The following is a 20,230-nucleotide window of genomic DNA, read 5'->3' as shown; positions in this document are numbered from 1 at the left end:
CCTCTGGTTCTGGGGCTCGCGGTCCTGGTCTATGCAGCAGATCAGTTGACGAAGATGTGGGCTTTGACGCATCTCGAGCCGGGTAACCGGAGGGAATGGCTCGGCGAGTTGGTGCAGCTCCATCTGATCTTCAACTCCGGTGCTGCTTTTTCGCTGGGGTCGAATATCACCTGGGTTTTCACCATCATTCAGGCGGTCGTCCCGGCCGTGATCCTGTTTTTTACTCCTCGGCTGAAGACGTGGCAGTGGGCAACGGGAGCCGGTCTCGCTCTGGGCGGTGCGCTGGGAAATCTCACCGACAGGTTGCTCCGTTCGCCCGGTTTTGGGATCGGTCACGTGGTCGACTTTCTCGAACTGCCCAACTGGCCGATCTTCAACGTGGCGGACTCGGCCATCGTGGGGGCAGCCTTGATCGTGACTCTCGCCACCGCGATGGGGGTAGAGGCTTTCGGCGAGGAGACGGGCGCTGCCGCACCCACCACCAGGCAGGGTGACGACATCGCGGACAAGAAGGACCCCGCTGAGGGGAACTCGGGAACATTTGGGGATAAGAATCGTGGTTGACATGCGCACCCTCCTGGTGCCGGACGGACTCGACGCGGAACGGGTCGACGCTGCGCTGGCGCGGCTCTTCGGTCTTTCCCGCACTCGGGCGGCCGAATTGGCAGGTGAAGGTGCGGTCACTCTCGACGGTCGTACCGTCGGGAAATCGGACAGAGTTCGGGCTGGGGGGATGCTGGAGGTCGCACTTCCTGCGGTCGCACCTCCTCCGGGGCTGGAAGTCATCGCTGAACCGGTGCCGGGGATGACCGTGGTCCACGACGATGACGACATCGTGGTCGTGGACAAACCGGTGGGAGTGGCGGCGCATCCGAGTGTGGGATGGTCCGGCCCGACAGTGGTGGGTGGATTGGCTGCCGCTGGTTACCGGATCTCGACCTCTGGTGCCTCGGAGCGCCAGGGCATCGTGAGCAGGTTGGACGTAGGTACTTCTGGGCTGATGGTGGTAGCGAAGAGCGAATACGCCTACTCGGTGCTCAAGCGGGCTTTCCGCGATCGAACCGTCGAGAAGACTTATCACGCGCTCGTCCAGGGGCTACCGGATCCTGTGGTCGGTACCATCGACGCTCCGATCGGACGCCATCCCGCTTACGACTACAAGTACGCTGTGATGAAATCAGGTAAGCGGGCTATCACCCACTACGAGGTCGTCGAAGCTTTCGGTCCCGCCAGCCTGGTCCAGGTCCATCTGGAGACCGGACGAACCCACCAGATCCGGGTCCATTTCGCTGCCACCCGGCATCCCTGCTGCGGGGACCCCTTGTACGGGAGCGACCCTGTGCTGGCCAGAAGACTAGGCCTGGAACGTCAGTGGCTTCATGCGACAGGCCTGGGTCTCACTCACCCAGGTTCTGGGGACTGGGTCACCTTCGAAAGCACTTACCCTTCGGACCTCCAAGCTGCGCTCGACCGTATCGCCTCCTGAGCGCTGTATCCGAGCTGACCCCTCTGGCTCGGGAGAGGGGCTTAGACTCGCACAACGATGTCAAGCCAGCCAGCCTCCGCAACCCCATCCGATCAGATCGGGTCGGGATTCGTTCACCTGCACAACCACACCGAGTACTCCATGCTGGACGGTGCCGCGCGGATCGACGACCTCTTCGAGGCCTCGGCCCGGATGGGGATGCCCTCGCTCGCCACCACCGACCACGGGTTCATCTTCGGCGCCTACGAGTTCTGGAAGAAATCCAGTAAGTACGGGGTCAAGCCCATCATCGGTATCGAGGGGTATCTGACACCGGGCACCCACCGTACGGACAAGACCCGGGTGAAATGGGGCGACGGCAGCAGGGACGACGTCTCCGGCGCCGGCTCATATACGCACATGACGATGTGGGCCCAGAACAACGCCGGGATGCACAACCTGTTCCGGTTGTGCTCCCTGGCCAGCCTCGAGGGCTACTACTTCAAACCTCGGATGGACCGGGAGCTCCTGCAGACATACGGGAAAGGTCTCATCGCGACGACCGGATGCCCTTCCGGAGAGGTCCAGACCAGGCTCCGACTGGGGCAGTATGCCGAGGCCAAACAGGCAGCCTCTGATTTCCGCGACATCTTCGGAGCGGAGAATTTCTACTGCGAGCTGATGGATCACGGCCTCGACATCGAACGTCGAGTGCAACGCGATTTGCTACGTCTGGCCAGGGAACTCGATCTGCCACTGGTCGCGACGAACGATCTGCACTACACGAATGCCGAAGACGCCAAGTCCCATGCGGCCCTGCTCTGCGTGCAGTCCGGTTCCACGATCATGGACCCCAACAGGTTCAAGTTCGATGCCGACGAGTTCTACCTGAAGTCGCCCGAGCAGATGAGGCATCTGTGGCGGGAGATTCCAGAGGCCTGCGACAACACCCTCCTCATCGCCGAACGGTGCGAGATCGACTTCGTCGAGGAAACCGGCAAGTACATGCCGCGGTTCCCCTGCCCGGAGGGTGAAGACGAGACCAGTTGGTTCATCAAGGAAGTCGAGCGGGGACTACACGACCGTTATCCCGAAGGGATCCCTGACTACGCGCGTAAACAGGCCGAATACGAAGAAGAGGTCATCATCGGGAAGGGCTATCCCGGGTACTTCCTCGTCGTCGCGGACTTCATCAACTGGGCCAAGAACAACGGTATCCGGGTCGGGCCGGGACGAGGCTCCGGTGCCGGATCGATGTGCGCCTATGCCATGCGGATCACCGATCTCGATCCGGTTCCGCACGGTCTGATCTTCGAACGTTTCCTCAACCCCGAGCGCCCGTCGATGCCTGACTTCGACGTGGACTTCGACGAACGTCGGCGAGGTGAGGTCATCAAGTACGTGACGGACAAGTACGGCTCGGACCGGGTCGCACAGATCGTCACATACGGAACCATCAAGGCCAAGCAAGCGGTCAAGGACTCGGCCCGGGTGCTGGGGCATCCTTTCGCCGTCGGGGAGAAACTGACCAAGGCGATGCCCCCGGATGTGATGGGCAAGGGCATCCCCCTGTCAGGCATCTTCGACTCCGGTCACAAGAGGTATGCCGAAGCGCAGGATTTCCGGGATCTGCACAGTTCGGACCCTGTCGCGCAGGAGGTCGTCGCGACGGCGTTGGGCCTGGAAGGTCTGAAACGCCAGTGGGGAGTCCATGCCGCTGGCGTCATCATGTCCAGCGAACCTCTGCTCGACGTCATCCCGATCATGAAACGGGAACAGGACGGCCAGATCATCACCCAGTTCGACTACCCGAGCTGCGAGAACCTCGGCCTGGTGAAGATGGACTTCCTGGGGCTGCGCAACCTGACGATTCTCGACGACGCCCTGGCGAACGTGAAACTGAACCGGGGCGAGGACATCGACCTCGATCAGCTGTCCAAGGACCCCACCGACATCAACGCCTACAAGCTGCTGCAACGTGGGGACACCCTGGGTGTCTTCCAGCTCGATGGCGGCGGCATGCGCTCTTTGCTTCGTCTGATGCAGCCCGACAATTTCGAGGACATCTCTGCAGCGCTCGCCCTTTACCGTCCTGGGCCGATGGGTGCGGACAGCCATACCAACTATGCGCTGCGCAAGACCGGTCGGCAGGAGATCGTCCCCATCCATCCGGAGCTGGCCGAGCCACTGGACGAGATCCTCTCGATGACCCAAGGTCTGATCATCTACCAGGAACAGGTCCAGCAGATCGCGCAGAAACTTGCCGGGTACACCCTGGGCAAGGCGGACATGCTGCGTCGTGCCATGGGTAAGAAGAAGAAGGAGGTCCTGGAAGCGGAGTTCGTCCCCTTCGAAGCAGGCATGATCGACAACGGGTACTCGAAGACCGCGATCAAGACACTGTGGGACATCCTGGTTCCTTTCTCGGACTACGCCTTCAACAAAGCGCACACTGCGGCCTACGGTCTGGTGTCCTACTGGACGGCCTATCTCAAGGCGAACTATCCGGCCGAGTACATGGCTGCTCTGTTGACCTCGGTCGGTGATGACAAGGACAAATCGGCGCTCTATCTGAACGAGTGTCGGCATATGGGGATCAAGGTCCTCCCGCCAGATGTGAACTCCTCCATCGGTTTCTTCGCCGCTGTGGGGGAGGACATCCGGTTCGGACTTCAAGCAGTGCGTAACGTCGGGGCGAACGTGGTGGAGGCGATCGTGCACTCCCGGGAGGAGAAAGGGGAGTTCACTTCTTTCGCCGACTTCCTCAACAAGGTGCCTGCTGTGGTCTGCAACAAGAGGACGATCGAGTCCTTGGTCAAAGCGGGGGCCTTCGACTCGTTGGGGCATCCACGCTATGGCCTGGTGCGGATCCACGAGCAGTACGTCGATGCTCTGGTCGATGTCAAGCGCAAGGAGGCCATCGGGCAGGACAGTCTGTTCGCCTCCTTCGGGTTTGCGGATGAAGACTCAGGTCAGAGCCCGATGGATGCCATGTCCGGGCTTCCCTCGATTCCTGACCTGGAATGGGACAAGGCCACTGAACTGGCGTTCGAACGGGAGATGCTGGGTCTCTACGTGTCCGATCATCCGCTGTTCGGGATCGAGCACGTCTTGTCGCAGCACGCGGACACCTCGATCAGTTCCCTCAACCTGCCGGTCGAGGACGGTGGGCGGGGAGACGGCGCGATCGTGACCATCGCTGGGCTGATCACCGGTCTTCAACTGAAACGTACGAAGAATGGTGAGTTGTGGGCGATCGTGACGGTGGAGGACCTGCAGGGGTCGGTCGAGTGCTTGTTCTTCCCCAAGACGTACATGACGGTCTCCACGATGCTGTCGACCGATGTGGTGTGCACGGTGAAGGGGCGGGTGAACCGTCGGGATGATGCGACCAGTCTCTATGCCCAGGAACTCACACTGCCTGATATCACCGAAGGTCCACGTGGGCCGGTGGTGCTCACCTTGCCCGCTTCTCGGGTGACCCAGCGTCTCGCCGAGGGGCTCAAGGACGTGCTCTGCGAACATCCAGGGGTGACCGAGGTCCAGGTCAAACTTACCCAGCCGGGTCGTGTGGTACTGATGCGGCTGGACGATTCCTTGCGGGTGAGCGCGAGTCCGGAGCTTTTCGGGGATCTCAAGGCGTTGTTGGGCACATCCTGTTTGGACGTCTGAGACGGGGATCCTCTGTCGAGGCGCAGAGGCGGGACGTAGGGTCGGAGCATGCTTACGCCGCCCCGGGCCGCGACCCGCGACTATGTCCGCACACAGCACGGTGACCAGGTGAAGGACGAATTCGCATGGTTTGCCGATACCGCTGATCCCGAGTTCCGTGCTTATCTCGAGGCCGAGAATGCTTATGCCGATGAGATCACCGCTCCACTGGCGGAATTCCGCGAACGTCTTGTCGGTGAGATCAAGAGCAGGGTGAAGGAAACAGATCTGTCGGTGCCGGTGTCGCACCGCGGGTGGTGGTACTACTCCCGCACTCAGGAGGGGCATCAGTACGGAGCCGAGTGCAGGGTGGCCGATGTGCCGGGTGAGCCGATGCCTCGTCCGGAGCCGGGGTGTCCCTTGCCTGGTGAACAGGTCTTGGTCGACGGTGAGGTGGAGGCTGCGGGGTCGGATTATCTGGCTTTGGGGGCGTGCGAGGTCAGCCCGGACAGTGAGTTGGTGGCCTTCGCTGTGGACCGAGCGGGTGATGAGCGTTTCGACGTGGTCGTCCGAAGGATCGAGGACGGCACGGTGGTCGATGCGACGCTCACCGGAGTGGGCTACGGCCTGGTCTGGTCGGCTGATTCGTCCTACCTGGTGTATGTGCGGGTGGACGAGGCTTGGCGGCCTCACGAGGTGTGGTTGCACCGGGTGGGTACCGATCCCACGCAGGACGAGTTGTTGTTGACCGAGCGTGACGAGCGTTTCTGGCTGGGGATCGGCCAGTCGAGGGACGAACGTTGGTTGGTGGTCTCGGCGGCGTCGAAGAGTACGAGCGAATGCTGGCTGGGTGATCTCGAGCTGGCCTGCCCGAAGTTGGTCTCGGTGGCCGGGCGGAGGGAAGGGCTGGAGTACGACATCGAACCTGATCGTGAGGGCCTGTTCATCACCCACAATGCGACGAGCCCGGATTTCGAGGTGTCCTGGACGTCCTGGCAGGGGGTGGCAGTGGGCGGGGGCCAGCTTTCATCTGATGACCCGGCGGCTCCTGAGGAGCGATGGGTCTCTTGGCTGGCACCGCGTGCCGGGGTCCGTTTCTTGGGGGTGGATGCTTTCGCCGGCCAGGTTGTGGTCTCGCTGAGGGAAGGAGGCCTTCCCTCGTTACGGCTTGCGCGTCATGAGGAGGGAGGTCTTGCGACCTGGGATGACCTGCTCCCGTTGGCTCCGCAGGAGGAATTGTTCTCGATCTCGTTGGCGCAGAATCCGTCATGGAGGACCGACCGGCTTCGCGTCGTGTACGAATCCTTTGTCACGCCGAAGACCGTGGCGGAGATCCGAGTGTCGGACATCTCCTGGACGGTGCTGAAGCAGCAGGAGGTTCTGGGCGGGTACCGGCCGGAACGCTATGTGCAGTCTCGTGAGTGGGCGACGGCGGAGGACGGTACTGCGGTGCCGTTGTCGATCGTCCGTCGAGCGGATGTTGATGCGGACGGTACCGCGCCGGCTTTCATGATGGTGTACGGGGCCTACGAGCTGAGTGTGGATCCGTGGTTCTCGGCGTTGCGTCTGTCGATGCTCGATCGTGGTGTGGTCTTCGCTGTCGCGCATGTGCGCGGGGGCGGTGAGATGGGTAGGTCCTGGTATGAGCAGGGTCGTTTCACTGCGAAGCCGACGACCTTCTCGGATACGGTGGCCTGCGCGAGGCATCTTCAAGAGCGGGGTTGGGTGGCGCCGGGCCGGCTCATCCTGCAGGGTGGATCGGCCGGGGGGCTGACGGTGGGCGCGGCGATGAATGCTGCACCGGAGTTGTTCGCCGTCGTCCACGCGGATGTCCCTTTCGTGGATCCTCTGACCTCGATGTTGGACGAGTCTCTGCCGTTGACGGTGGCGGAGTGGGAGGAATGGGGCAATCCTGTCGCAGATCAGGAGATCTATGCCTGCATGAAGGGCTATTCGCCGTACGAGAACCTGCGGCAGGTCTCCTATCCGGCGGTGTTGGCCACGACGAGTTTGAATGACACCCGAGTGTTGTGTACTGAGCCTGCGAAGTGGGTGGCGCGTTTGCGCTCCTTGGCGGTGGAGGGGCAGGCGCCGGTGTTGCTCCGGACGGATATGTCGGCTGGTCACGGAGGTCGGAGTGGGCGTTATGACGCCTGGCGGCAGTATGCCTACGAGGCTGCTTTCGTGTTGAGTCGGGTGGGGGTCACGGCCTGATCGGGTTCTGTGAGTGAGGTGTGGGTGATGTCGATGTCGGCTGTCGGCGTCACCCACACCTCTGGTGGCATCTCCAAAAAAGTGATATCACTTTGCTATCACTAATTATTACCGGAGGCCATCATGAACGCAGAGCGAACCGACGAGAACCCCTCTGCCGCGTCGCCCGACACAACCTCGCTCGGCCCGGATTCCGCGCCACTTGCGAGCGCACCAGTAGGCCACTCCGGCATCCGTATCGAAGTGGCCGAGCGCCAGGCAATGGTCTTGAACGGCTTCCTCGGGCTGTTCGTGAACCTCCTCATCGCAGCTGCCGGCGCTTTTCTCAGCGCCACGTCCTTCCCGAAAGAGAAGTACGCGCTCGGCGGTGTCGGAGCTCTCCTGGTCTGTGTCGCGCTCTTCATGATGATCACCGCCCTGACCGTGATCCAACCGGGACAGACCACGGTGATCCAGTTCTTCGGTCGGTACATCGGAACCGAACGCCGAGCGGGGCTGTTCATGCTCATCCCGATGTGCGTGCGACGTACGGTCTCGGTGAGAGTCAACAACTTCGAGACCTCAGAGCTGAAGGTCAACGACTTCGACGGCAACCCGATCGAGATCGCAGCCATCGTGGTCTGGCAGGTCGCTGACACGGCGAAAGCCGTCTTCGCGGTCGAGGACTACCGGAACTTCATCCGCGTGCAATCCGAAGCGGCCCTGCGTCATGTGGCCACATCCCACCCCTACGACGACCCCAAAGGGGCCGGTACCTCGTTGCGAGGAAGTACGGACGTGGTCTCGGCAGAACTGGCTCACGAGGTGGCTCAACGAGTCGCCGTGGCCGGGCTGGAGATCGTGGAGGTTCGTATCAGCCACCTCGCCTATGCTCCGGAGATCGCCGGCGCCATGCTGCAGCGTCAGCAGGCCGGAGCCATCGTGGCCGCACGTGCCCAGATCGTCGAAGGCGCTGTGGGCATGGTCGAACTGGCCCTCGCGCAACTGGAGGAAGAAGACATCGTGGTACTAGACGACGAGCGTAAGGCCGCTATGGTGAGCAACCTGCTCGTGGTGCTCTGCGCCGAGCAGAAGGCCACGCCCATCGTGAATGCTGGCAGCTTGTATTCCTGAGCTGTGTGTGCAGGGTCGTCCGGCCCTGCACACAGTGTTGAGAACGAAATCCTACTGTCGACGAGGGAGGACCGTGAGCCCCCGCGCAGAGCGTAAACAGGTTCTCCTGCGTCTGGATCCACAAACTTACGATGCTGTCGCCAAATGGGCCGCAGACGACGTGCGGAGCGTCAACGCACAAATCGAGACCCTGCTCCGTAGAGCGCTCGAGTCGGCCGGCCGGTCACCGAGGGACAGCGCCCCGCTCCCCCGACGAGGGCGTCCCCGCAAAACGGAGGAATGACCGAGAGGTCCGACCGGCCGAGCGATGGTCATCCTCTGACCGTGACATCACCCCCCGGGCCACCAATTCCACGGTCAAGGACACCGCTATCGACTGACTGGCCAGGATTCCGGCCAGGACGACCAGTTGCAGCGCAGCCGCCTGCTGAGGAGAAGCCCCACCCAACAACGTTCCGACGAAAGCGCCGGGCAGAGTCACCAGTCCCACTGTCCGTGTCTGGTCCAAAGCCGGGACGAGCGCCAACCGCGCAGATCGAAGAGCCACGAGAAGGGCGGCATCCCGAGGCAGGAACCCCAGGGCAAGCGCAGCTTCGACCTGCCCGCGGCGCTCTTCCAGGGCGTCCAGGGTCCGCTGCCCCGACAAGGTCACCGCTGTCATAGCGTTCCCGATGAGGATTCCTGCCGTGGGGATGACCGAGATCGTCTGCACCGGGAGCAGCCCCACAGCCAGGAGGAATCCGGTGGTCGGCAGGCCCCCGCAGGCCACCGGCAACAGCGCTGGCCACCATGAGGAGATCCGGAGTCGCCGCCCGGCGGTGAACGCCCCAACCGACACCATCACGACGATGAACAGGGCCGTCAACGGCCACGAGCCGAGCACCGCAGCCACCACGATGCCCACGATCCCCAATTGCATCGTCGCGCGACCGATCGCCAGGATCTCCTCCCGTCCGTTGCCCAACCCGCAGAACAAGCGCAGCAGTCCGCTGAACAAAGCGAGTGCGAAGACGGCCAGGACCAGGCGGAGATGGTCCGGGCCGTTCTGCAGCTGGATGAGGGCCTCAGCGGGAAAAAGGGGCATCTGCTCATTCTCCTCTTCGAGAGGATGCTCCAGGCCCGGACGATCGTTCCGGACACTGGTCGTCGAGCCGACCTGTCAGGAGCATTTCCTAGAATGCCCTCGTGATCTCCCGAATTGATTTGCGCGGCCGGGAACTTGATGCCCGCGCACTGCGCGAGGCGCTTCCACGCGCCGACTACGACATGGACGACGCTCTTGACGTCGTCCTTCCGATCTGTGAGGCCGTGCGTACCCGCGGAGCCGAGGCAGTGCGGGAATACGGTCATCGATTCGACGGCGTCACCCCACCACATCTTCGTGTGCCGCCCGAGGTGCTGGCAGCTGCGCTTGACCAACTCGACGTCGATGTCCGTGCCGCCCTGCAGGAATCGATCCGGCGCGCGCGGATCGTCCATGCGGAGCAGATGCGGGCCCCGCACACCACACACGTGGTTCCCGGTGGCACGGTCTCTCAACGCTGGTTACCCGTCGAACGTGTGGGTCTGTACGTTCCCGGTGGCCTGGCCGTCTACCCCAGCAGCGTGGTGATGAATGTCGTTCCGGCGCAGGTGGCCGGAGTCGGTTCCTTGGCCGTTGCCAGCCCTCCACAACGCCAGAACAGCGGGGAGTTCGCCGGATATCCTCATCCGACGGTCCTGGCAGCCTGCGCATTGCTGGGGGTCGACGAGGTCTACGCGGTGGGCGGAGCCCAAGCCGTGGCGATGTTTGCCTATGGCGCTCGTGAGGAGGACGGATCCCAGGTCTGCCCACCGGTGTCCTTGGTGACCGGTCCCGGGAACGTCTATGTGGCTTCGGCGAAACGTGCACTGCGGTCGGTGGTGGGGATCGATGCCGAAGCGGGCCCGACCGAGATCGCGATCCTCGCCGATGACACCGCTGACGCCGAGCATGTGGCTGCTGACATGATCAGCCAGGCAGAGCATGACGTGTTGGCTGCCTCGGTCCTGGTCACGGCGAGCGAGTCTTTGGCGGACGCGGTGCTCTCGGCGGTGGTGCGCAGGGCGGAACTGACGCGGCACCGGGATCGGGTCGTCGAAGCGCTGAGCGGGCGTCAGTCGGCGATCGTCCTGGTCGATGACCTGGACGCGGGGCTGCGCGTGGTGAATGCCTACGGTGCTGAGCATCTGGAGATCCAGACGGCGCATGCTGCCCAGGACGCACATTTCGTGACCAACGCTGGGGCGGTCTTCATCGGTTCCTATACACCGGTGAGTCTCGGGGACTACGCGGCCGGTTCCAACCATGTTCTTCCCACGAGCGGGACCAGCGCCTACGCTTCGGGCCTGTCTGTGCAGTCCTTCCTAAGGTCGGTGCAGTTCATCGAATACACCAGGGACGCCTTGGCCGAGGTGACCGACAGCGTGGTCCGTCTGGCGAAAGCCGAAGACCTCCCCGGGCATGCAGAGGCGGTATTGGTCCGGCAGCGGCAGGCATCGTCGGTCGATGACGGCGACCCGATGGATAAGCTGCGGGGGGTCGAGTTCGGGGGCGCGGACCTGGTGGATGAGCTGCGGGGGATCGAGTTCGGGGGTGGGGAATGAGCGGCTCCTCCGAGGAACAGATCTCACTTCTACTCCGTGCCGAACTGCGTGGTCGTTCGGCTTATGGCGCGCCCCAGATCGATGTCCCGGTCCGGTTGAACACCAACGAGAATTCCTTTGCAGTGCCTGAAACGGTGGCCCAGGCGATGGCCCATGACCTCGGACAGGTCGCCTCGGGGCTGAACCGCTACCCGGACCGTGAGTTCTCACTTCTCCGGGAGGATCTGGCGGGCTATCTCACCCGGACGAGTGGCATTCCGCTCCTTCCGGAGCAGGTGTGGGCAGGTAATGGTTCGAACGAGGTTCTGCTGCACGTCGTTCAGGCCTTCGGAGGGCCGGGGCGGTCGCTGATGGCCTTCACGCCGTCTTATTCGATGTATCCCAACTATGCTCTGGCCACCGGCACCAGGTGGATTGACGGCTCGCGTGGCGTGCCAGGCGCAGGCAGATATGACCTTGGCGTGGATGATGTCGTCCGGCAGGTGGAGGAGCATCGCCCGGACATCGTGATGATTGCTTCCCCGAACAATCCGACCGGAACTGCGGTCGATCTACGCGTCGTCGAAGCGGTTCATGACGCCTTGCCTCGCGCAGTGGTCGTGGTCGACGAGGCCTATGCGGAGTTCGCGAGGAAGGGGACTCCTTCGGCGTTGTCACTGCTCGCAGGGCGTCCGCGGTTGGTGATCAGTCGCACGATGAGCAAAGCTTTCGCTCTGGCCGGGGGGCGTCTTGGTTACCTCGCTGCGGATCCTTCCTTGGTGGATGCTCTGCGGTTGGTGCGGATGCCGTACCACCTGTCGACGCCTACCCAGGTGATAGCGCGCACGGCTTTGGCCCACTCCGATTTGTTGCTGGCAGAGGTGGAAGCGTTGAAGGAACAACGGGACCGGATCGTGGCCGAAACACTCGATATGGGGCTATGCCCGGTTCCCTCGGACGCCAATTTCGTTCTGATCGACGGTTTCGTCGATGCCTCCCAGGCATGGCAGGCTCTCCTTGACCAGGGGGTTCTGGTGCGTGATGTCGGTCTGCCGGGTTGTCTTCGGGTCAGCTCTGGCACACCAGCCGAGGTCACTGCATTCTTGACGGCGTTACGGATCTATCTTTCGTCCTCGAGGAAGGCATCGGCCCCCCGCGATCTCGATGAAGAACGGACGGCTCCATGAGTGACATATCGACCGTGTCCGATGCGCGGGTCGCGCGGATCAGCAGGGAGACTTCCGAGAGCCGCATCGTCCTTGAGGTGAACCTCGACGGGACGGGTGCGGCGGAGGTCTCTACCGGCGTTCCCTTCTACGACCACATGTTGATCAGTTTCGCCAAGCACAGCCTGATCGACCTACGGGTCGAGGCGGTGGGCGACGTCCATGTCGATGCTCATCACACGGTGGAGGACGTGGCGATCTGTCTGGGGGACGCCATCGGCCGGGCATCGGGGGACAAACGTGGGATCAGTAGGTTCGGTGATGTCGTGGTGCCGCTCGACGAGGCTTTGGTCCAGGCTGTCGTCGATGTGGCGGGTAGGCCCTACTGCGTGCATTCGGGTGAGCCCGAAGGCCAGGAGTACGTCGTGATCGGCGGGCACTTCGTGGGCTCGCTCACGAGGCATGTGTGGGAGACCCTGGCGCATCATGCGCAGATAGCCTTGCACGTCAGGGTGTTGGCAGGGCGGGACCCGCACCACATCGTGGAGGCGCAGTTCAAGGCGGTGGCTCGGGCGATGCGTGCAGCCTTGTCGAAGGATGCGCGGGTGTCAGGTATTCCGAGTGCCAAGGGTGCTCTGTGATGGGTCTTGTTCGGAGGAAGGGTTGCCGCGTTCTGTTCGTCGGCAGGCCGAGTTATCCCGTTGCTCTGCCTGGCCAGGATGCTCTCTACCGTGGTGACGAGGCTGTCCGATGACGTCCACGAGGCGGGTGGTGGTCCTCGACTACGGCAGCGGTAACGTCCGCTCCGCCGTGCGCATGCTGGAGCGTGTCGGAGCCGATGTTGCTTTGACGGCCGATCCGGACGAGGTGCTTCAGGCCGATGGCCTGGTGGTGCCTGGTGTCGGGAATTTTCATGCCTGTATGGCTGGGCTCTCCCGGGTGGGTGCACCCGGGTTGATCGACCGGCGTCTGGCCGGGGGACGCCCGGTCCTGGGTATCTGTGTGGGGATGCAGGCGATGTTCGAGGGGTCGGTCGAGCCATCGGAAGAGAGACTTCCCGGTTTGGGACAGTGGCCGGGCGAGGTCCGGCGTCTGCCTGCGTCGGTGGTGCCCCATATGGGATGGAGCGGGACGCGTCCGGGGGAAGGCAGTCGGTTGTTCGCCGGCGTGGAGGACGAATTGTTCTATTTCGTGCATTCCTATGCGGCTCTGGAGTGGTCCTTACGACCTGAGGGACCTTTTGCCGTCGTCGCACCCGCTGTGACCTGGTCCGAGCATGGGGCTCCCTTTGTCGCTGCGGTGGAGAACGGCCCGTTGTGTGCTACCCAATTCCATCCGGAGAAGTCCGGGGACGCGGGTGCATATCTGCTTCGTAACTGGTTGGGGATGTTGTAGACCGAGAAATGTCCTCAGCGGCTCGTCCGAGTTGTTGATCCTTTGTCGAACGAAAGGTCTCTGATGACTGCCACTCCTGCGCCCGCGGATCTCCAGCTGCTGCCTGCGGTGGACATCGTCGGTGGGCAGGCCGTCCAACTCGTGCAGGGGGTGGCAGGCACCGGCGGCGAGTTCGGCGACCCCTATGACGCAGCGATGCGCTGGCAGCGTGAGGGCGCCAGGTGGTTGCATCTGGTTGATCTCGATGCTGCTTTCGGGCGGGGCAGTAATTACGACTTGATCGCTTCGATCATCGATCGGCTGGATCTCCAGGTGGAGCTTTCCGGTGGGATCCGGGATCAGTCGACTTTGGTCCGGGCCTTGGCCACGGGATGCCGTCGGGTGAATATCGGCACCGCGGCTTTGGAAGATCCAGAATGGACGGCTCGGGCCATTGCCGAGCATGGGGACCGGGTTGCCATCGGACTGGACGTGAGGGGCGCAACGCTGGCTGCACGGGGGTGGACCAGAGAAGGCGGGGATCTGTGGGAGACGCTGGCCCGCCTGGACGCGGAGGGATGCTCTCGGTATGTGGTGACCGATGTGAAACGTGATGGGATGCTGGCCGGTCCTAATCTGGAGCTTTTGCGTGAGATCTGTGAGAGGACCGATCGCCCGGTGATCGCTTCCGGGGGTGTGTCGACCTTGTCCGACATCGAGTCCTTGCGTGAGCTGGTACCGGCGGGAGTGGAAGGCGCCATTGTCGGTTCTGCGCTCTACAAGGGTGCCTTCTCGCTGCCGGAGGCCTTGTCCGCAGCGGGCACTGCCCGGTGACTCACCAGCCGGAGGTTCGTGGGCCGGAGGCAGGTGTCGTGACGGGTCAACTGTCGGATACGGGTGGTGTCCCGTGGTCGGGTCGGACTTTGTCGCCCTCTCCGTTCTCTACGGACGAGGGGAGGTCTGATCCCCGCTTGGTGCGGTCATTGGCGCAGGTGGGCTCGGCTGATCCGTCGCAGCGTGCTCGGGCTGAGGCAGAGATGATGGGGATCCTGGCGTCTTCTCGGGTGGTGCTGCCTCTGCTGGCGCTACCGGATGCTGGGAATGGGACGGATCTCGGAGAGATGGCAACCGCTTTGCTGGTGGCGCCTGACGGCTCCAAGGCTTTGCCCTTCTTCACCGGTGTGGAGGCCTTGGCCCGTTGGGACGCACGGGCCAGACCGGTTCCGATGATGGCGGGCCAGGCGGCGCAGGCGGCCTTGGCAGAAGAGGGGTGCCATGCTGCGGTCGTCGATGTCGCCGATCAACATGCGACGGTGGTGCGGATGTCGCAGTTGTGGGCATTGGCTCTGCGGGAGGTCTGGGTTCCGACGGACCGTGATCCTGTGGTGTGTGAGGCGGTGAGGGCAGCTGCCGAGGGTGTGCAGGGTGTGCGTGCGGCGTCGGTGGTCGTGGGGTGGGTGGGATTACCCGGCGTTCTTCGTGTGGAGGTGGAGGTTCTTCCGGGGCTGGGGGGAGAAGCGCTCGACGAGGCTTTGTTGGCGGTCGGGGAGAACTTGTCTGCGGAGCCTGATGTCCGGCGTCGGATCGATGATCTGTCCGTGAAGGTTGTCCCTGCGGCGGGTTGACTCTTGTTCTGAGGCGGTTCGCGGATGCCGGATGCGAGTTCGGGTTTTTCTGCCTATCGGCTGGGATGATGTCGGCATGCCGCTGACCCCGTATTTTCGTGTTCTGCGAGAGAGCAGACTCGGGATCACCATGTTGTTGGGTTTGATGGTTCGGACCCCGGTGGCAGCCTGCGGGGTGATCCTGACGCTGCATGTGGTGGCGATGGGTCGCTCTTATGCCGAGGCCGGGGTGGCGATGATGATCCTGACGGTGGGATTGGCGCTTTCCGGTCCGTGGCGTGGTCGACGGCTTGACCGGGTGGGATTGCGGAGGACGGTGTGGCCTTCTCTCGTGGTGCTGACGTTTTGCTGGTCGGCGGCTCCTTATCTGGGGTATGTGCCGTTGCTGGCGCTGTGTTTGTTGGCCGGGGTATTCACGATCCCTTCGTTTTCCATCATCAGGCAGGCGGTGATTGCTGCGGTCCCACGTCGTGATCGGCGTACAGCTTTGGCGATGGATTCCGTGGCGGTGGAGATCTCGTTCATGGTGGGTCCCTTGGTCGGTGTCTGGGCGGCCACGATCTGGGATACAGGTTGGGTTCTGGGTGGTGTTGGTTTGGCCGGGGTGGGTGCGGGGGCGCTGTTGTGGTGGATGGACCCCCCTCTGCGTGGTGCGCTCTCGGATTCGGATGTGCAGGGGGGCGGCTTCAAGGCGTGGTTCACGCCGACGGTGGCGGTGATCTGCATGGTGGGTGTGGCGACGACGATCACCTTGTCTGGGACGGATATCGCGGTGGTGGCTGCGATGCGGGGATGGGATCGCACTGCTCAGGTGGGGTGGGTGCTGGCTCTGTGGTGTCTGGGGTCTCTGGTGGGTGGCCTGGCCTACGGGTTGTTGTCGCGGCCGGTGCCCTCGTTGTGGCTTCTGTTGGCGCTCGGCGCGGTGACTTTTCCGGTGGCGTGGGCTCGAGATGTGGTGACGCTTACGGTGTTGGTCGCGGTGGCGGGTCTGTTGTGCGCGCCGACGACGACGGCGATGGTGGATGAGTTGAGCCAGGTGGTTCCGGAGCGTTTTCGAGGGGAAGCGATGGGGTGGCATGCTTCTTTCTTGCAGGTCGGTTCCGCGCTAGGGGCTCCGTTGGCTGGTGCCGCGATCGACGGTGGTGGTTTCGGGGCGGGTTTCATGGCGGTCGCGATGACGAGTATGGCTATCGCGGTGCTCGGCTTGGCACTGGCCTGGGTGCGTCGTCGTACTTGTGCGGTGACCTCGGTCCGTCCGGGATGATTCGGTGAAAAGCCTTTTTGGCTGATATCATTTTTCGGAAGTTCGTGTCGCGCGTTGAATGCGTTCGGCACGCGAAGAAGAGAAGCCGGCTCCGCCGCTTCCACCCGGTTCGACTCAAGGGTCGACGGGTCGATCTGGAAGTTCCCTGTCTGAGTGGCAGGGGTGTCTCCTCTGCAGCTCTGCTGCATTCGAGTGGGAGAGCACTTTCCGGAAGGGGAGCATGGCTTCTCGCATACGACGGACGCGAGAAGCCTTTTCTGCGTGCGTCGCCCTTGGCAACTGAGCAGTTTGAGAGAAGGAGCGCACCATCAGCGAACCGCGCATCAACGACCGCATCCGCGTCCCGGAAGTGCGGCTCGTCGGGCCTAATGGGGAGCAGGTCGGCATCGTCCGCGTGGAGGACGCCCTGCGACTCGCCGCAGAGGCGGACCTGGACCTGGTCGAGGTGGCACCGATGGCCAAACCCCCGGTCGCAAAGTTGATGGACTTCGGGAAGTACAAGTACGAAGCGGCCCTGAAGGCCCGTGAAGCCCGGAAGAACCAGGTCAACACGGTCATCAAGGAGATCAAGCTTCGTCCGAAGATCGACCCTCACGACTACGAGACGAAGAAGGGGCATGTCGTCCGCTTCTTGTCGGCCGGTGACAAGGTCAAGGTGACGATCATGTTCCGCGGCCGTGAACAGTCCCGCCCGGAGCTGGGCTTCCGCCTGCTGCAGCGCCTGGCCCAGGATGTCGCGGAGCTCGGCTTTGTCGAGAGCTCTCCGAAACAGGACGGTCGCAACATGATCATGGTGCTCGGGCCCACGAAGAAGAAAGCCGAGGCCAAGGCGGAACAGCGCAAACGTCGCGACGACGCCGAAGCTGCGAAAAATGCGGCTCGTGGTCCTGAGAAGCACAGTTCCCCGGAGCCTGTGGTGGCCGCCGAGGCCTCGGAAGAAGGCGTACCGGTGGCAGCGGCCAGCGGATCCCCCAACTCTGGGGCATGAGACCAGACTGACGCAGGTCACGGTTTTCCTGCCCACTCACCCCTGTCACGCAACGGTGTGACAGGACGTACGACGAAGGAGAGTCGGCGCGATGCCGAAGAACAAGACGCACAGCGGCGCCAAGAAGCGTTTCCGTCTCACAGGAACCGGAAAGGTGATGCGCGAGCAGGCGAACGGCCGTCACCTGCTGGAGCACAAGTCCAGCAAGTACACGCGGAGCATCGCCGGCGACCTCGAGCTCGCCAAGCCGGACGCCAAGAAGATCAAGAAGCTGCTGGGCAAGTAAGCCCACCCGCCATAACCGACCACTGTACTGTGCGGTCTGTGTTCGCCAGCGCGTTCTTGCGCACCGAAGATCGCCGGTTCGACATGCAAGGAGCAATCACGTGGCACGCGTGAAGCGGGCAGTCAACGCCCAGAAGAAGCGTCGCGTCGTCCTGGAACGAGCGAGTGGATACCGCGGGCAGCGGTCTCGCCTCTACCGCAAGGCGAAGGAGCAGGTCCAGCACAGCCTCGGTTACGCCTACCGTGACCGTCGGGCCCGCAAGGGTGACTTCCGCCGTCTGTGGATTCAGCGCATCAATGCTGCTGCACGTGCGCACGGCATGACGTACAACCGTTTCATCCAGGGGCTGAAAGCCGCTGAGATCGAGGTGGACCGTCGCATGCTGGCCGAGATGGCGGTGAATGACGAGCCGGCATTCGCTGCGCTGGTGCAGATCGCGAAGCAGAACGTTCCTGCCCCGTCTTCTGACGCGGCCTGATCCAACGGGAAGTCGTCCCTGGTTTGTGGATCTCTTCGATGTCGGAGCGCCGGGATCTTCCTGTGCTGTCCAATCCTCGCAGTGAGCGGGTGAAGGCGGTTCGGGGGTTGTCCCGGCGCTCCGCGCGTGTGCGTACCGGATATTTCCTGGCGGAAGGTCCTCAATCGGTGCGGGAGGCGGTGCTGCACCGACCGGATGTGATCGTCGACCTGTATGTGGATCGCGAAGAGGCCGACGGGCCGTTGTGGTGCCCGATTGTCGAAGCTGCTGGTTCCGCAGGAGTGGATATTCGTCTGGTCGACCGCGTCGTCCTGGGCGCGATGGCTGATACGCCGTCGCCCCAAGGAGGGCTAGCAGTTTGTCGACAGCTGGATCTGACCTTGGAGTCGGTGTTGGCCCGGGCTCCTCGGGTTCTTTGCGTTCTGACCCATGTCAGGGATCCTGGAAATGCGGGCACGGTGCTCCGAGGAGCCGATGCCACGGCTGTGGACGCCGTGCTCCTGACTGAGGGAAGCGTCGATCTTTACAATCCAAAAGTTGTACGTTCAACTGCCGGTTCGCTATTCCATGTCCCGGTGGTGACAGGGGTTCGCGCCGATGAACTCTTCAACAAGTTGCCCGCTTCCGGAGTGGTTCTGCTGGCTGCTGACGGCAGAGGGCGTACCTCGCTGCACGAGGCGGACCTTCAGCGGCCTCATGCCTGGATATTCGGCAATGAGGCATGGGGGCTGACCGACGAGATTCGAGACAGGTGCAACGATGTCGTCCGGGTTCCGATCTACGGTCGGGCAGAATCGTTGAACCTGGCTATGGCAGCAACGATGTGCTTGTACGCTTCTGCAGCAGCTACACACGAAGGCAGCTCTCGACCGTAACCGCACGATATTCTCGGGACGTGGTCATCCAGCCGGACGCGCCCGTGGACGAGATCCTGGCGCAGATGCCAGACGGCATCGTCGTTGCCGATGCGAAACGAACGGTGATTGTGGTGAACCCGCGGGCAGCGCGCCTGATCGGTCGCACCTGCGCGGAACTCGTCGGCCGCCCGGTGACCGAGGTCCTCCCACTCATCGAGCCGACTGGACGCTCCTGGTGGTCCTGCCTCGACCCATGGTCCGGACTGGCGACCCGTACAGGTCACCGTGAGCGGATGTTGCTCTTGCCAGGCCGTGGCGAGATGCTGGTCACGATGAGTTTCGTCCGTGCGCGGAGGGCAGGCCCGGTCGATCGGGTGGTCGTGATGCTCCGAGACGCGAGCCAGCGTCGTCGACATGAGTCGGGCACTGCGGAATTGGTATCGATCGTGGCACACGAACTGAGATCGCCACTGTCCAGTATCAAGGGCTTTTCCGGCACGTTGTCCCGACAGTGGGAAAGATTTAGTGACGACCAGCGAAGATTGATGGTGGACACGATCGCTGCTGACAGCCAGCGGCTGTCGCGGTTGTTGAACGAGCTGCTGGACGTGTCACGTCTTGATGCGAGTCGGCTGCGGGTCTCCTTGCGCCCGTTGGATGTCCGAGAAGTCATCGGTGCACACATCACGCGCATGGTGGCGGGGGGACATGATCGAACCCGGTTCTCGTGGGAAGAATCAGGGCAGGGCCGGCTCGAGGTCTGGGCCGATGCGGACCGTCTGGATCAGATATTGGCGAATCTCATCGAGAACGCCTTGCGACATGGGGCGGGGACTGTCTGGATCACCACCGAGGTGATCCCCGATCCGGGAGGCGAGGCCTCTGCAGTCGCGGTGACGGTCAGCGACGAGGGAGAGGGCATCGATCCCAGCCTCTACCCCCTGATCTTCGACAAGTTTTGGCACGGATCGGCACGCGGTAGCACAGGATTGGGACTTTACCTGGTGAAAGGTCTGGTCGAGGCGCACGGCGGGCAGGTTGAGGTTGATCGGGCGCCGACGGGGGGCGCACTCTTCCGATTCACGCTTCCTCTGCGCGAACCAGCCCATATGTCCTGATTCCGCTGTCCTCTGCAGACGAGGGGA

General features: G+C 63.0%; 18 protein-coding genes. 17 read left to right on the top strand and 1 reads right to left on the bottom strand.

All coding sequences use genetic code 11. The annotated features are described in order from the left end of the window. Window positions 1-54: 54 nt before the first annotated feature. From AUCHE_RS00140 to AUCHE_RS00120, 5 genes are all read left to right on the top strand, one after another. Complete coding sequence (locus AUCHE_RS00140) at window positions 55-564, top strand: signal peptidase II (protein WP_052024713.1); 510 nt, start codon at window positions 55-57, stop codon at window positions 562-564. Between the two features lies 1 nt (window position 565). Beyond that, window positions 566-1,486, top strand: a complete 921-nt coding sequence (locus AUCHE_RS00135; RefSeq protein WP_006501217.1) for an RluA family pseudouridine synthase — start codon at window positions 566-568, stop codon at window positions 1,484-1,486. A 57-nt stretch (window positions 1,487-1,543) separates the two neighbouring features. Then, a complete protein-coding gene (gene dnaE, locus AUCHE_RS00130) occupies window positions 1,544-5,137 on the top strand; it encodes a DNA polymerase III subunit alpha (protein WP_040321020.1) in 3,594 nt (1,197 codons plus the stop codon). A 48-nt stretch (window positions 5,138-5,185) separates the two neighbouring features. Further along, the gene (locus tag AUCHE_RS00125; protein ID WP_006501215.1) at window positions 5,186-7,330 is read left to right on the top strand and encodes a S9 family peptidase; all 2,145 of its coding nucleotides are present in this window, start codon (window positions 5,186-5,188) and stop codon (window positions 7,328-7,330) included. Between the two features lie 123 nt (window positions 7,331-7,453). Continuing rightward, entirely contained in the window at window positions 7,454-8,443 is a 990-nt protein-coding gene (locus AUCHE_RS00120) for an SPFH domain-containing protein (RefSeq protein ID WP_006501214.1), read from the top strand. Window positions 8,444-8,666: 223 nt separating this feature from the next. On the opposite strand, the gene AUCHE_RS00115 is transcribed toward AUCHE_RS00120, so the two are convergent. After that, complete coding sequence (locus tag AUCHE_RS00115; RefSeq protein ID WP_006501212.1) at window positions 8,667-9,527, bottom strand: ABC transporter permease; 861 nt, start codon at window positions 9,525-9,527, stop codon at window positions 8,667-8,669. A gap of 101 nt (window positions 9,528-9,628) precedes the next feature. Between AUCHE_RS00115 and hisD the strand changes: the two genes are divergently transcribed. The 12 genes from hisD to AUCHE_RS00060 all read left to right on the top strand — a co-directional run bounded on the left by hisD (window position 9,629) and on the right by AUCHE_RS00060 (window position 20,203). After that, a complete protein-coding gene (gene hisD, locus AUCHE_RS00110) occupies window positions 9,629-11,068 on the top strand; it encodes a histidinol dehydrogenase (RefSeq protein WP_006501211.1) in 1,440 nt (479 codons plus the stop codon). Next, window positions 11,065-12,234 (top strand): histidinol-phosphate transaminase, encoded by a 1,170-nt coding sequence (locus tag AUCHE_RS00105; RefSeq protein WP_006501210.1) that lies wholly within the window; start codon window positions 11,065-11,067, stop codon window positions 12,232-12,234. The genes hisD and AUCHE_RS00105 overlap by 4 nt, the downstream gene beginning before the upstream one ends. Then, entirely contained in the window at window positions 12,231-12,854 is a 624-nt protein-coding gene (gene hisB, locus AUCHE_RS00100) for an imidazoleglycerol-phosphate dehydratase HisB (RefSeq protein ID WP_006501209.1), read from the top strand. Before AUCHE_RS00105 ends, hisB begins: the two co-directional genes overlap by 4 nt. 109 nt (window positions 12,855-12,963) lie before the next feature. Continuing rightward, the gene (gene hisH, locus AUCHE_RS00095) at window positions 12,964-13,608 is read left to right on the top strand and encodes an imidazole glycerol phosphate synthase subunit HisH (protein WP_006501208.1); all 645 of its coding nucleotides are present in this window, start codon (window positions 12,964-12,966) and stop codon (window positions 13,606-13,608) included. Window positions 13,609-13,671: 63 nt separating this feature from the next. Further along, window positions 13,672-14,421, top strand: coding sequence for a bifunctional 1-(5-phosphoribosyl)-5-((5-phosphoribosylamino)methylideneamino)imidazole-4-carboxamide isomerase/phosphoribosylanthranilate isomerase PriA (priA, locus tag AUCHE_RS00090; RefSeq protein WP_006501207.1), 750 nt, complete (start codon window positions 13,672-13,674; stop codon window positions 14,419-14,421). Next, the gene (locus tag AUCHE_RS00085; RefSeq protein ID WP_006501206.1) at window positions 14,418-15,212 is read left to right on the top strand and encodes an SseB family protein; all 795 of its coding nucleotides are present in this window, start codon (window positions 14,418-14,420) and stop codon (window positions 15,210-15,212) included. The genes priA and AUCHE_RS00085 overlap by 4 nt, the downstream gene beginning before the upstream one ends. Before the next feature lie 76 nt (window positions 15,213-15,288). Further along, the gene (locus tag AUCHE_RS00080; RefSeq protein WP_006501205.1) at window positions 15,289-16,476 is read left to right on the top strand and encodes an MFS transporter; all 1,188 of its coding nucleotides are present in this window, start codon (window positions 15,289-15,291) and stop codon (window positions 16,474-16,476) included. 349 nt (window positions 16,477-16,825) lie between these two features. Beyond that, window positions 16,826-17,464 carry a translation initiation factor IF-3 gene (infC, locus tag AUCHE_RS00075; protein ID WP_006501204.1) on the top strand — a complete coding sequence of 213 codons (639 nt, stop codon included), beginning with the start codon at window positions 16,826-16,828 and terminating at the stop codon, window positions 17,462-17,464. Between the two features lie 91 nt (window positions 17,465-17,555). Continuing rightward, window positions 17,556-17,750, top strand: a complete 195-nt coding sequence (gene rpmI, locus AUCHE_RS00070) for a 50S ribosomal protein L35 (protein ID WP_006501203.1) — start codon at window positions 17,556-17,558, stop codon at window positions 17,748-17,750. Window positions 17,751-17,850: 100 nt separating this feature from the next. Further along, window positions 17,851-18,228, top strand: a complete 378-nt coding sequence (gene rplT, locus AUCHE_RS00065) for a 50S ribosomal protein L20 (RefSeq protein WP_006501202.1) — start codon at window positions 17,851-17,853, stop codon at window positions 18,226-18,228. A 38-nt stretch (window positions 18,229-18,266) separates the two neighbouring features. Next, window positions 18,267-19,103 carry a TrmH family RNA methyltransferase gene (locus tag AUCHE_RS15985; RefSeq protein ID WP_006501201.1) on the top strand — a complete coding sequence of 279 codons (837 nt, stop codon included), beginning with the start codon at window positions 18,267-18,269 and terminating at the stop codon, window positions 19,101-19,103. A 20-nt stretch (window positions 19,104-19,123) separates the two neighbouring features. Further along, a complete protein-coding gene (locus tag AUCHE_RS00060) occupies window positions 19,124-20,203 on the top strand; it encodes a sensor histidine kinase (RefSeq protein WP_006501200.1) in 1,080 nt (359 codons plus the stop codon). The last annotated feature ends 27 nt before the right edge of the window (window positions 20,204-20,230 follow it).

It is taken from the genome of Austwickia chelonae NBRC 105200 (assembly GCF_000298175.1).
GTDB classification, from domain to species: domain Bacteria; phylum Actinomycetota; class Actinomycetes; order Actinomycetales; family Dermatophilaceae; genus Austwickia; species Austwickia chelonae.
The sequence above is the reverse complement of the archived record's forward strand: the minus strand, read 5'-3'. Positions and strand labels throughout refer to the sequence as shown.